The sequence below is a fragment of the Streptomyces sp. NPDC033966 genome, assembly GCF_055575955.1.
Window position 1 is genome coordinate 1 of the sequence record NZ_JBVIRQ010000036.1, and the last position, 14,219, is coordinate 14,219.

Sequence of the window (14,219 nt, forward strand, 5' to 3'; positions counted from 1 at the left end):
AGCTCCACGAAGGCGGTGCCGGGCAGCAGGACCGTGCCGGCCACCGCGTGGTCGGCCAGCCAGGGCTGCGCGGACAGTGACAGGCGGCCGGTGAAGAGGTGGTCGTCGGAGGCGGCGACCGTCACCATCGCGCCGAGCAGGGGGTGCCCGGCCGCGTCCAGGCCCGCGGAGGCCATGTCGCCCGCGGCGTCGGTGCCTTCCAGCCAGTACCGCTCGCGCTGGAAGGCGTAGGTGGGCAGATCGACCCGCCGGGCGGCGGGGAAGACGGTGTCCCAGTCGACCGGCACTCCGTGGACGTGCGCCTCGGCGAGGGCGGCCGTGAAGCGGGCGGGGCCGCCGTCGCCGCGGCGCAGGGAGCCCAGCGCGGTGTCGGGCAGGCCGTGGACGAGGACGGGGTGCGGGCTGACCTCGATGAACACGCCGTAGCCCTCGTGGACGAGGGTCTCGGTGACGTCGGCGAGCAGGACGCTCTGGCGGAGGTTGCGGTACCAGTAGTGCTCGTCCAGTTCGGTGCCGTCCAGCCAGCCGGCGTCGACCGTGGACAGGAACGGGATCTCGGCCGGGCGGGGGGTGATCCCGGCGAGGGCGTCCAGGACGTCCGTACGGATCTCCTCCACGTGGGCGGAGTGGGAGGCGTAGTCCACGGGGATCCGGCGGGCGCCCTCGACGCCGGCGAGCACCGCGTCGAGGGCCTCGGGATCGCCGGAGACCACCACGGAACGGGGGCCGTTGACGGCGGCGAGCGACAGCCGCTCGCCCAGGTGTGCGGCGGCCTCCTCGCGGGACAGCGGCAGGGAGACCATGCCGCCGCGGCCGGAGAGGGCCAGGAGGGCCTTGCTGCGCAGGGCGACGACGCGGGCCGCGTCGTCGAGGGTGAGCGCTCCGGCGACGCAGGCGGCGGCGATCTCGCCCTGGGAGTGGCCGACCACCGCGGCCGGTTCGACTCCGTGGGAGCGCCACAGCGCGGCGAGGGAGACCATCACCGCCCAGAGGGCGGGCTGGACCACGTCGACCCGGGCCAGGGCGGCCTCGTCGGCGAGGGCTTCGCGCAGCGACCAGTCGACGTGGGGCGCGAGGGCCCGTTCGCAGGCGGCCAGCTGGTCGGCGAACACCGTTGAGGAGCCGAGCAGTTCGTGGGCCATGCCCGCCCACTGGGAGCCCTGGCCGGGGAAAACGAACACGGCCTTGGCGGCGCTGCGCGACGATCCTCGCAGCAGGCGCGGGGAGGGCTCGCCGGCGGCCAGGGCCGTCAGCCCTTCGGCGAAGGCGGCGGGGTCGTCGCCCACCACGGCGGCCCGGTGCTCCAGGGCCGCGCGGGAGGACGCGAGGGAGCCGCCGATGTCGGCGAGGGCGTGGTGGGGGTCCTCGCCGGGGGATCCCGGCGCGGTCAGGCCCTCCAGGGCGGCGAGGAGGTTGCGGGCCTGGTCGCGCAGGGCTTCGTCGGTCTTGGCGGACAGCACCCACGGCAGGGCCGTGCCCGGTGCGGGGGCCTGCCGGGGGGCGTGCCCGGGGGCGCCGGCCTCGTCGAGGGGGGCCTGTTCCACGATGACGTGGGCGTTGGTGCCGCTGACCCCGAACGAGGACACGCCGGAGCGGCGGGCCCGTCCGGTCTCGGGCCACGGCACGGGCTCGGTCAGCAGGCGCACGCCGCCGGCCGTCCAGTCGACGTGCGGGGTGGGCTCGTCGACGTGGAGGGTGCGGGGCAGGAGGCCGTGGCGCATCGCCTCGACCATCTTGATGACGCCGCCGACGCCGGAGGCGGCCTGGGTGTGGCCGATGTTGGACTTGAGGGAGCCCAGCCACAGCGGCTGGTCCGCGGGCCGGTCCTGCCCGTACGTGGCGAGCACGGCCTGCGCTTCGATCGGGTCGCCGAGCTTGGTGCCGGTGCCGTGGGCCTCGACGGCGTCGACGTCCCGGACGCCCAGGCCGGCGTTGCCCAGGGCCTGGCGGATGACGCGCTGCTGGGAGGGGCCGTTGGGGGCGGTCAGGCCGTTGGAGGCACCGTCCTGGTTGACGGCGGAGCCGCGGATGACGGCGAGGACCCGGTGGCCGTGGCGGCGGGCGTCGGAGAGCCGCTCCAGCAGCAGCATGCCCGCGCCCTCGCCCCAGCCGGTGCCGTCGGCGGCGGCGGCGAAGGACTTGCAGCGGCCGTCGAAGGACAGGCCGCGCTGCCGGGAGAACTCCACGAACGTGTTGGGGGTGGCCATCACGGTCGCGCCGCCGGCCAGGGCCATCGTGCACTCGCCGGACCGCAGGGCCTGGGCGGCCAGGTGCAGGGCGACGAGGGAGGACGAGCAGGCGGTGTCGACGGTGACGGCCGGGCCCTCCAGGCCGAGGACGTAGGAGATGCGGCCGGACAGGACGCTGCCGGCGTTGCCGGTGCTGAGGTAGCCGTCGATGCCCTCGGGGACCTCGCCCAGGCGGGAGGCGTAGTCGTGGTACATGACGCCGGCGAACACGCCGGTGGCGGTGCCGCGCACGGACGTCGGGTCGATGCCGGCGCGTTCGAAGGCCTCCCAGGCGGTTTCCAGGAGGAGCCGCTGCTGGGGGTCCATGGCGAGGGCCTCGCGGGGCGAGATCCCGAAGAAGCCGGCGTCGAACTCGGCGGCGTCGTAGAGGAAGCCGCCTTCGCTGACGTACGAGCGGCCGGCCGCGTCGGGGTCGTCGTCGAAGAGGCCGTCCAGGTCCCAGCCGCGGTCGGTGGGGAACGCCGCGATGCCGTCGCCGCCCGCGGCCACCAGCTTCCACAGGTCCTCCGGCGAGCGCACCCCGCCGGGATAACGGCAGCTCATGCCGACGATCGCGATGGGGTCGTCGGTGCCGGCGCCGGGGGCGACGGCGGCCGGGGCGGTGGTGTCGGCGGCCGGGGCCTCGGTCAGTCCGGCGCGCAGGTGCTCCACGAGGGAGGCCGGGGTGGGGTAGTCGAAGATGAGGGTGGCAGAGAGCCGCAGGCCCGTCTCGGTGGTGAGCCGGTTGCGGAGTTCGACCGCGGTGAGGGAGTCGAAGCCGAGCTCGGTGAACGCCTGGCCGAGGTCGACGGCCTGCGCGTTCGCGTGCCCCAGTACGGCACTGACGTGCGTACGGACCAGCTCGGCGAGCTGCCGTTCGGTCCACTGGGTGCGCGGGGTGGCCGGGCCGGACGCGGCCGCCCTGCGGGCCGGTCCGCGGACGAGGCCGCGCAGCAGTGCGGGGGGCGTCGCGTTCCGCGCCGCGCCCGTCGGCGGGTTGAGGTCCAGGCGGGCGGGGACGAGCAGGGGCTCGTCGAGGCCGCCCGCGAGGTCGAAGAGTTCCAGGCCGTCGGCGGCGGTCAGTGCGCCGACGCCGGAGCCGGTGATGCGCCGGCTGTCGTTGTCGGCCAGTCGCCCGCCCATGCCGCCGCCCTCCGCCCACAGGCCCCAGGCGAGGGACACGGCGCTGAGGCCCTGTGCGGTGCGGTGCTGGGCGAGCGCGTCGAGGAAGGCGTTCGCGGCGGCGTAGCCGGCCTGGCCGGGGGCGCCGAAGACGCCGGCGGCCGAGGAGAACAGTACGAACGCCGCCAGGTCGGCCTCCCGCGTCAGCTCGTGCAGGTGCCAGGCCGCGTCGAGCTTGGGGCGCAGTACGGTGTCCAGCCGGTCGGGTGCCAGCGAGCCGATCACGCCGTCGTCGAGGACGCCGGCCGCGTGCACGACCGCCGTCAGCGGCCGCTCGGCGGTGATCCGGGCGAGCAGCCGCGCCAGGTCGGCGCGGTCGCCGGCGTCGCAGGCCTCGATCTGTACGTGGGCGCCGGCCTCGGTGAGCGCGGCGGCGAGTTCGCCGGCGCCCTCGGCGGCCGGGCCGCGCCGACCGGCCAGCACGAGGTGGCGTACGCCGCGCTCGGCCACCAGGTGGCGGGCCAGCAGGGCGCCGAGGCCGCCGGTGCCGCCGGTGATCAGGACGGTGCCGTCGGGGTCCCAGTCCCGGGGCTCGGCGGGGGCGGGGACGCGGGCCAGCCGGGGGGCGTACAACGTGCCGTCGCGGAGCGCGAGTTGCGGCTCGTCGAGGGTCAGGAGGGCGTCCAGTGCGGCGGAGACGTCCGGGGCGTCGTCCGGGGCGGTGACGTCGATCAGGCGGAAGCTGCCCGGGTTCTCGGCCTGCGCCGACCGGACGAGGCCCCACAGCGGTGCCTGGCCGAGGTCGTGGACCGTCTCGCCCTGCCGGACGGCCAGGGCGCCACGGGTCACCAGGACCAGCTGCGAGGAGGCGCACCGGGGGTCGGCGAGCCATGCCTGGAGGAGTTCCAGGACGCGGTGCGTTCCGGTGTGGGCCGCGGAGACGAGGTCGTCGCCGGTGCGGGGGCAGCGGAAGAACACGGCGTCGGGGACGGTGTCCAGCGCGGCCAGGTCGGCGGCCGAGGCGATCCAGTGCGGCGGTGCACCGGCCGACTGCCCGGCGGCGGCCGGCAGGGGCAGGGAGGCCCAGTCGACGCGGAAGAGGGAGTCGCGGTGCCGCTGCGTGCGCTGCGCCGCGGCCGGGCGCAGGGCGAGCGCCTCGACGGTGGCCACCGGGGCGCCCGTCTGGTCGGCCGCGTCCAGGGACACGGTGTCGGGGCCGGCCGGCGACAGCCGTACGCGCAGCGCCGGGGCGCCGGCCGCGTGGAGGGTCACGCCGCGCCAGGAGAACGGGAGGCTGGCGGCGCCGTCGGTGACGAAGTCACCGAGCCCGACGGCGTGCAGGGCGGCGTCCAGCAGGGCGGGGTGCAGGCCGAAGCGGGCGGCCTCGGCTTCCAGCGGCAGCCGGACCTCGGCGAACACGTCCTCGCCGCGGCGCCATGCCGCCCGCAGCCCCTGGAAGGCGGGTCCGTAGCCGAAGCCGACCTCGACGAGGTGGTCGTAGAGCCCCTCGACGGACACCGGCTCGGCTCCCGCGGGGGGCCATTCGCTCAGGTCGGGGCCGGCGGGCGGGGCGGCGGCCGGGGAGGGGGCGGCCGTCAGGGTGCCGGTGGCGTGCCGGGTCCAGGGCTCGTCGGTGTGGCGGGAGTGGAAGGTCAGTGAGCGGCGGCCGTCCGCGTCCGCGGGTCCCACGCAGACCTGGAGCTGGACCGCGCCCTGTTCGGGGAGGACCAGCGGCGCCTCGATGGTGAGTTCGTCGAGGCGGCCGCAGCCGACCTGGTCGCCGGCGCGGACTGCCAGCTCCACGAAGGCGGTGCCCGGGACGAACACGGTTCCGAGGACGGCGTGGTCGGCGAGCCAGGGGTGGGTCCGCAGGGAGAGACGGCCGGTGAACAGCACCTGGTCCGCCTCGGCCAGGGTCACCATGGCTCCGAGCAGGGGGTGGTCGGCCGGGCCCAGGCCGGCGGCGGCCACGTCGCCGAGGGCGGTCGTCTCGGGCCAGTAGCGCTGCCGCTGGAAGGGGTACGTGGGCAGGTCGACGCGGCGGCCGGAGAGCAGGGGCTGCCAGTCGACGGGCAGGCCGCGGGTCCAGGCCTCGGCGAGGGCGCCGAGGAACGCCTCCGGCTCGGGGCGGTCCTTGCGCAGGACGGGGGTGAGGAGTCCGGAGAAGTCCTCGGGGAGGGACTCCCCCGCCATGGCGGCGAGGACACCCTGCGGGCCGAGTTCGAGGAAGTGGCCCACGCCCTGCGCGGCGAGGTACTGGACCCCGTCGGCGAAGCGGACCGCACCCCGGACGTGCTCGACCCAGTAGTCGGCGGTGAACTCGGTGATCTGCCCGCCGGTGACGTTGGAGACGACCGGGATGGCGGGCGCGGTGTGGGTGAGGGATTCCGCGACCTCGCGGAACGCCTCCAGCATCGGCTCCATCAGCGGCGAGTGGAAAGCGTGCGAGACGGTCAGCCGCTTGGTCTTGCGACCCCGCTCCGCGAGCGTGGCGGCCACCGCCAGGACGGCGTCCTCCGCACCCGAAACCACCACGGACTCCGGCCCGTTGACCGCCGCGATGTCGACATCCGCCGACAGCAGCGGGCGTATCTCCTCCTCGGTAGCCCGTACGGAGACCATCGCGCCGCCCTCCGGCAGCGCACCCATCAGCGCACCACGCGCCGCCACCAGACGCGCCGCGTCCGCCAGCGAAAGCACACCGGACACATGCGCGGCCGCGATCTCACCGATCGAATGCCCCGCCACGAAGTCCGGACGCAGACCGAACGACTCCGCCAGCCGGTACAGGGCCACCTCGACCGCGAACAGCGCCGGCTGGGTGTACTCGGTGCGGTGGACCCGCTCCCCCTCGCCGAAAACGATCTCCTTCAACGGGAAGTCGAAGTGGGCGCACACCTCGTCGAAGGCCGCCGCGAACACCGGCTGGGCCCCGTACAGCTCACGGCCCATCCCCGCACGCTGCGCACCCTGACCCGAGAACAGGAAGGCGAACTTCCCGCCGGAGACCGCACCCTCGACGAGTTCCTCCCGGCCGGCGCCCGGCACCACACCCCGGTGGGCGAAGGGGGTGGACAGGGAGAGGGAGTGGGCCAGGTCGGCGGGGTCCAGTTCCGGGTGGTCCTGTGCGTACGAGCGGAGCTGGGCGGCCCGTGCGCGCAGTGCCTCGGGGGTGTGGGCCGACAGCAGCCACGGCGCGGCGGCGGTGCGCGGCGCCTGCGGCTCGTGCGTCGTCGGGTCCTGGGGCGGCCGGGCGTCCTCGGGGGCGGCCTGCTCGACGATCAGGTGGGCGTTGGTGCCGCTGACGCCGAAGGCCGACACGCCGGCGCGGCGCGGTTCGCCCGTCTCGGGCCAGGGCGTGGCCTCGGTCAGCAGGCGTACGCCGCCCGCGGACCAGTCCGCGTGCGGCGTCGGCTCGTCCACGTGCAGGGTCTTGGGCAGCGTGCCGTGCTGGATGGCGAGGACCATCTTCATCACGCCGGCGACGCCCGCCGCGGCCTGGGTGTGGCCCAGGTTCGACTTGACCGAGCCCAGCCACAGCGGCCGGTCGGCGGTGCGCTTGCGGCCGTAGGTGGCGAGCAGGGCGTGCGCCTCGATGGGGTCGCCGAGCCTGGTGCCGGTGCCGTGGGCCTCGACCGCGTCGACCATGTCCGGGGACAGCCGGGCGTTGGCCAGGGCCTGGCGGATGACGCGCTGCTGGGCGGTGCCGTTGGGGGCGGTGAGCCCGTTGGAGGCGCCGTCCTGGTTGACCGCGGAGCCCTTGAGGACCGCGAGGACGGGGCGGCCGTTGCGCCGGGCGTCGGAGAGCCGTTCGAGGACGAGCAGGGCCGCGCCCTCGCCCCAGCCGGTGCCGTCCGCGGCGGCGGCGAAGGGCTTGCAGCGGCCGTCGGCGGCGAGTCCGCGCTGCCGGCTGAACTCGACGAAGACCCGGGGGGTGGCCATCACCGTGGCGCCGCCCGCGAGGGCCAGGGCGCATTCGCCGCGGCGCAGCGCCTCGGCGGCCAGGTGCAGGGACACCAGGGAGGAGGAGCAGGCCGTGTCGACGGTGACGGCGGGGCCTTCGAGTCCGAGTACGTAGGACAGCCGGCCGGAGAGGACGCTCGCCGCGTTGCCGGTGCCGATGTAGCCTTCGAGGCCCTCTTCCGGGGTCGAGCCGAACAGGGTGCCGTAGTCCTGGCCGTTGGTGCCGACGAAGACGCCGGCCCGGCTGCCGCGCAGGGCGGCCGGGTCGAGGCCGGAGCGCTCCAGGGCTTCCCAGGCGACCTCCAGGAGCAGCCGCTGCTGCGGGTCCATGGCGCGGGCCTCGCGCGGGCTGATGCCGAAGAAGGCGGGGTCGAAGTCGGCGGCGCCGGCGAGGAAGCCGCCCTCACGGACGTAGCTGGTGCCGGCCCGGTCGGGGTCCGGGTCGTAGAGCGCGGCGAGGTCCCAGCCCCGGTCGTCGGGGAAGGGGGCGAGTGCGTCGGTGCCGTCGGCGAGGAGGGTCCACAGCTGTTCGGCGGAGTGCACGCCGCCGGGGAAGCGGCAGCCCATGCCGACGATCGCGATCGGTTCGTGGCTGAGGTCCTCGGCGTCCTTGAGGCGCCGGTTCGCCTCGTCCAGGTCAGCCGTGACCCGCTTGAGGTATTCCAGGAGCTTGGTCTCGTTCACCATGTCAGCGGGTCCCGTATTTCTGGTCGATGTAGGCGAAAAGGTCGTCCGCCGTGTCCAAGGTCGGTCGGGTGTCGGCACCCGTTTCGTCGTCCGGGCCGGAGCCCGGTCCGGATCCCGCGCCGGCGCGGGCCAGCAGGTTCTGGAGGCGGGTCACGACCTCCGCCCGTACGTCGGGGGCGTCGAGGACGGCGAGGGCGTCCTCGACGCGGTCGAGGTCGGCGAGGAGTCGGGCGGCGGCGGTGCCGCCGAGTTCGGCGTCGAGGTGCTCGGCGAGGGCCTGGGGGCTGGGGTGGTCGAAGACCACGGTCGTGGCGAGGTTCAGCCCGGTGCGGACGCCGAGGACGTTGCGCAGGTCGACGGCGGTGAGGGAGTCGAAGCCGAGTTCCCGGAAGGGCTGGGTCGGGGTGACCGCCTCGGGGCCGCCGTGTCCGAGGACGGCCGCCGCCTGGGTGCGTACGAGGTCCAGCAGGGCGGCGGCGCGTTCGGCGTCCGGGAGCAGGGTGATGCGCTCGCGCCAGTCGGCTTCCCCGGTGGTGCGGGGGCGGGCCTCCTCGATCCCGGTGAGGAGCGGGCTGGGCCGGACCGTGGTGAAGCCGGGTGCGAACAGGGCCCAGTCGATGTCGGCCACCGCGAGGCAGGCGTCACCGTGGTCCAGGGCCTGCTGGAGTCCCTCGATGGCGTGCGGGGGCCGCATCGGGCGGATGCCGTGGCGGCGCAGGCGCTCGCCGACGGCCGCCTCGTCCTCGGCCATGCCGCCTTCGGCCCATGCGCCCCAGGCCACGGCGGTGGCGGGCAGCCCGTCGGCGCGGCGCTGGTCGGCGAAGGAGTCCAGGAAGGCGTTGGCGGCCGCGTAGTTGGCCTGGCCGGCGCCGCCGACCGCGCCGGCGAAGGAGGAGAAGAGGACGAACGCCGACAGGTCCAGGCCGGCGGTGAGTTCGTGGAGGTTGCGGGCCGCGTCGGCCTTGGGGCGCAGGACCGCCGCGAACCGTTCGGGGGTGAGGGACTCGATGACGCCGTCGTCGAGGATGCCGGCGGTGTGCACCACCGCGGTCAGGGGCAGTTCGGCGGGGATCGCGTCGAGCACTGCGGCGAGTGCGTCCCGGTCGGCCGCGTCGCACGCCTCGATGGTGACGCGGGTGCCCGTCGCGGTGAGTTCGGCGGCGAGTTCGCGTGCGCCGGGTGCCCGCTCGCCGCGGCGGCTGGTGAGGACCAGGTGTTCGGCGCCGGACGCGGCGAGCCAGCGGGCGATGTGGCCGCCGAGGGCGCCGGTGCCGCCGGTGACCAGGACGGTCCCGGAGGGGCGCCAGGGCTTGACGGCGGCGGAGGTCCTGCGTACGCGGACCAGCCGGCGGGCGAGGATGCCGGTGGGGCGGATCGCCAGCTGGTCCTCGGCGCCGGTCCCGGCGGGGGCGCCGGCCAGCAGGAGGGCGCCGAGCCGGTCGAGCGCGGGGGTGTCGAGCTCCGCGGGGAGGTCGACGAGCCCTCCCCATCGGGTGGGGGTTTCCAGGGCGGCGGCCCGGCCCAGGCCCCAGACCTGTGCCTGGCCGGGGTCGGCGGGCCGGTCGTCGGGACCGGTGGAGACCGCGCCGCGGGTGGCGCACCACAGCGGTGCGGTGATTCCGGCGTCGCCGAGGGCCTGGTGCAGCCGGAGGGCCGCGTCCAGGCCGGGATCGCCGGGCTCGGCGGGCAGGAGCAGGACGCCCGCGCAGCTGTCGGCGGCGGGCAGGGCCGTGAGCAGGCGGACGGTCAGGGCTTCGCGGTCGTGGCCCGTGCCGGGGGTCAGGTCCAGGCGGGCGGGGGTGGCGCCCCGGGCGGCGAGCGCCCCGGTGACCAGGTCGAGCTCCTGCGGGCACGGCCCGGCGACCAGCCAGGTCCCCTCGGGGACGGTGGCGGCGGGGGCGGCGAGCGGCTGCCACTCGATGCGGTACTGGAGGCCGGCGGCGGGGTCCTGGGCGGTGGTGGCGGGCGGGCCGGCGGTGTCGCCGGGGCGGGCCCAGTAGCGGGTGCGCCGGAACGCCGTGGTCGGCAGGGCCACCCGGCGTACGGGCTGCCCGGCGAAGACCCCGGTCCAGTCCGGGGTGGTGCCGTGCACGAACAGCTCGCCCAGGGCGGCGGTGACGGTCTCCTGCTCGGGCCGGTCGCGGCGCAGGGCCGGTACGAGGACGAGGCCGGGGCCGCTCACGCAGGCCTGTCCGGCGGCGGCCAGCACGCCGGAGGGGCCCAGCTCGACGAAGCGGCGTACGCCCTGGGCTTCCAGGTGGCGCATGCCGTCGTGGAACCGGACGGCGGCGCGCACGTGCCGGACCCAGTATTCGGGCGTGGTGATCTCGGCCGGGTCGGCGGTGCGTCCGGTGACGTTCGAGACGATCGGGACGGACGGCTGGTGGAAGGTGAGCGTCCGTGCGATGCGGCCGAATTCGGCGAGCATCGGTTCCATCAGCGACGAGTGGAAGGCGTGGCTGACGTTGAGCCGCTTCGTGCGGTGGCCCGCGGCCTCCAGGAGGCCGGCGGTCCGCGAGACCGCGTCCTCGGGGCCGGAGACGACCACCGCGCGGGGGCCGTTCACCGCGGCGATGTCGACGCCGGCCGTCAGCAGGGCGCGTACCTCGTCCTCGGCCGCCTCGACGGAGACCATCGCCCCGCCCTCGGGCAGCGCCTCCATCAGCCGGCCGCGGGCGGCGACGAGCGTGGCGGCGTCGGGGAGGGTGAGCACGCCGGCGACGTGGGCGGCGGCGAGCTCGCCGACGGAGTGGCCGAGGAGGAAGTCGGGGCGTACTCCCCAGGACTCGAAGAGGCGGTACAGCGCCACCTCCAGGGCGAACAGCCCTGCCTGGGTGTAACGGGTCCGGTCGAGGAGTCCCGCCCCGCCGCTCACCACCTGCCGCAGCGGGCGGTCCAGGTGTGCGTCCAGCGCGGCGCAGGCCGCGTCGAAGGCCTGTGCGAAGACCGGGAAGGCCGCGTACAGCCCGTCTCCCATGCCGGGGCGCTGGGCGCCCTGGCCGGTGAACAGGAACGCCAGCCCGCCGGGGGTGGTGCTGCCGTGGAGGACGCCGGGGTCGGGGGTGCCGTCGGCGAGCGCCGCCAGCCCCTTCAGGAGGGTGTCGCGGTCGTCGGCGACGACGGCGGCGCGGCGGTCGAGGGTGGCACGGGTGGTGGCGAGGGAGTGGGCCACGTCGCGGGGGGACAGGTGCGGACCGGCTTCCAGGTGGGCGTGGAGGCGGGCGGCCTGTTCGCGCAGCGCCTCGTCCTCGCGGGCGGAGAGGACCGCGAGGACGACGGGGGCGACGGGGGCGGCGGAGCCGGCGGGGGCCGCGCCGGCCGCGGGGACCGCGGGGGTCCGGTCGTCTTGCGCGGACGGCTCGGCGTCGGGCGTGTACTCCTCGACGAGGACGTGGGCGTTGGTGCCGCTGATGCCGAACGAGGAGACGCCTGCGCGGCGCGGCTGTCCGTCGGGGGTGCGCCAGTCGAGGTTCTCCGTCAGCAGCCGCACGGAGCCGGCCGACCAGTCGACCTGGGGCGTGGGCTCGTCCACGTGCAGGGTGCGCGGCAGGACGCCGTTGCGGATCGCCCCGACCATCTTGATCACGCCCGCCACGCCGGCGGCGGCCTGCGTGTGGCCGATGTTGGACTTGACCGACCCGAGGTGGAGGGGCCGGCCGGCCGGGCGGTCCTGCCCGTAGGCCGCGATCAGGGCCTGCGCCTCGATGGGGTCGCCGAGGGTGGTGCCGGTGCCGTGGGCCTCGACGGCGTCGACCTGGTCGGGCGTCAGGCGGGCGTTGGCGAGGGCCAGTTCGATGACGCGCTGCTGGGCGGGTCCGTTGGGGGCGGTCAGGCCGTTGGAGGCGCCGTCCTGGTTGACGGCGGAGCCGCGGATGACGGCGAGGACGGGGTGGCCGTTGCGGCGGGCGTCGGAGAGCCGCTCCAGTACGAGCATGCCCGCGCCCTCGCCCCAGCCGGTGCCGTCCGCGGCCGCCGCGAAGGCCTTGCAGCGGCCGTCGCGGGCCAGGCCGCCCTGGCGGCTGAACTCCGCGAACAGGGTGGGTGTCGACATGACGGTGGCCCCGCCGGTGAGGGCCAGCTCGCATTCACCGCGCCGCAGTGCCTGGCCCGCCAGGTGCAGGGCGACGAGGGAGGCGGAGCAGGCGGTGTCGACGGTGACGGCGGGCCCCTGGAGCCCGTAGACGTAGGAGAGGCGGCCGGAGAGCACGCTGGCGGCGTTGCCGGTCATGATGTGCCCGGCCAGGTCGTCGGCGGAGTGCACGGCCACGGGGGTGTAGTCCTGCCCGTTGGTGCCGATGAAGACGCCGGTCCGGCTGCCGCGCAGGGTGTCCGGGGCGATCCCGGCGCGCTCGAAGGCCTCCCAGGAGGTCTCCAGCAGCAACCGCTGCTGGGGGTCCATGGCGAGGGCCTCACGCGGGGAGATCCCGAAGAAGGCGGCGTCGAACTCGCCCGCGCCTTCGAGGAATCCGGCCTGGCGGGCGTGGGAGGCGCCGGTCTGCTCCGGGTCGTCGGAGAGCAGGCCCGCAAGGTCCCAGCCGCGGTCGGTGGGGAAGCCGGACAGGGCGTCGCCACCCGAGACGAGCAGCCGCCACAGGTCTTCGGGGCTCTGGACCCCGCCGGGGAAGCGGCAGCTCATGGCCACGACGGCGATCGGCTCGCCGTCCCGGTTCTCGCTCTCGCGCAGGCGTTCCTGGGTCTGCTCCAGCTCGGCCGAGACGCGCTTGAGGAAGTGGCGGAGCTTTTCTTCATTGGTGGACACGTGAGGGTTCTCCCTGGCGGAGGGGCGGGCGGCGGCGGGGCGGGTGGCATCGCTCATGAGATGCCGAACTTCTCGCCGAGCAGGCCGAACAGTTCGTCGTCGGTCGCCGCTTCGTACTGGTCGGCGCCGTCGGCGCGGTCCGGGTGGCCGGTGGCTTCCCGGCCTTGCTCCAGCAGGGCCCGGAGCCGCTGCATGATCTTGGTGTGGTCGCCGGTGCCGGGCTCCACCCGGGCCAGAGCGCGTTCGAAGCGGGCGAACTCCTCCAGCGCGGACGGCCCGTCCGCGCCGGCCTTCCCGCACAGCTCGGAGCGCAGGTGGCCGGCGAGCGCGGCCGGGTTGGGGTGGTCGAAGACCACGGTGGCGGGCAGGGCCAGGCCGGTGGCCGTGCTCAGCCGGTTGCGCAGCTCGACCGCCGTCAGGGAGTCGAACCCCGCCTCGCGGAAGGCCCGTCCGGTGGCGACCTCGTGCGGGGTGCCGTGTCCGAGGACCGCGGCCACATGGGTACGGACCAGGTCGAGCAGAGCGCGTTCCTGCGCCTCGGCGGGCAGGCCGGGGAGGGTGTCCCGCAGGGAGGTGCCGGTGGCGCGGCCGTCTTCCAGGGCCGCGAGTACGGTCCGCACCTCGGGTACGCCCGTCAGGAGGGGGCTGGGGCGGCCGGTGACGAAGGCCGCCGTGAAGCGCTCCCAGTCGACGCCGGCGACCACGAGGGTGGTCTCGTCGCGGTCCAGTGCCTGCTGGAGTGCGGCGATGGCCAGGTCGGGGGCCATCGGCAGGAGGCCGCCGCGCCGCATGCGGGCGGTGACGGCGTCGGATCCGGTGGCGAGGCCGCTGTCCCCCCAGGCTCCCCAGGCGATGGAGGTGGCGGGCAGTCCGTCGGCACGGCGCTGTTCGGCCAGAGCGTCCAGGCAGGCGTTGGCCGCCGCGTAGTTGCCCTGACCGGCACCACCGACCGTCCCCGCGAACGACGAGAACAACACGAACGCCGACAGCTCCAAGCCCATCTCACCGGCCACCTCGTGCAGATGACGCGCCGCATCCGCCTTCGGACCCAGCACCGAAGACAGACGCTCCGGAGTCAGCCCGTCCAGCACACCGTCATCCAGCACACCCGCCGCGTGGAACACCGCCGACACCGGGAACTCCACCAGCAGCTTCGCCACCGCGTCCCGGTCCGCCACATCACAGGCGACCACCGTGGCGGTCACACCGGACACCCCGAGCTCCGCCACCAGCTCGGCAGCACCCGGAGCCTCCAGACCCCGACGGCTCGTCAGCACCAGCTCCTTCGCACCCGCCGAAGCCAGCCAACGCGCCACCCGCACACCCAGCGCACCCGTACCACCGGTCACCAGCACCGGACCATCCGGCCGCCAACCCTCACCTGCCACCGGAGCAAACGGCGCACGCACCAGACGACGCGCGAACACACCCTCCGCACGCACCGCCACCTGATCCTCACC

Annotated in this window: 3 protein-coding genes; all 3 read right to left on the reverse strand. The window is 75.5% G+C overall.

The genetic code is table 11. The annotated features are described in order from the left end of the window. Window positions 1-7,997 (reverse strand): type I polyketide synthase (locus ACZ518_RS38910; protein WP_469117759.1); only part of this gene is annotated, 7,997 nt, incomplete at its 3' end. A gap of 4 nt (window positions 7,998-8,001) precedes the next feature. Continuing rightward, complete coding sequence (locus ACZ518_RS38915; RefSeq protein WP_469117760.1) at window positions 8,002-12,816, reverse strand: type I polyketide synthase; 4,815 nt, start codon at window positions 12,814-12,816, stop codon at window positions 8,002-8,004. After that, a partial coding sequence (locus ACZ518_RS38920) for a beta-ketoacyl reductase (protein ID WP_469117761.1) occupies window positions 12,813-14,219 on the reverse strand: 1,407 nt, incomplete at its 5' end. The genes ACZ518_RS38915 and ACZ518_RS38920, both read right to left, overlap by 4 nt.

Excerpts from the sequence above, each read along its gene's own strand:
- ACZ518_RS38915 (WP_469117760.1), bottom strand. The coding sequence starts at position 12,816 with ATGAGCGATGCCACCCGCCCCGCCGCCGCCCGCCCCTCCGCCAGGGAG.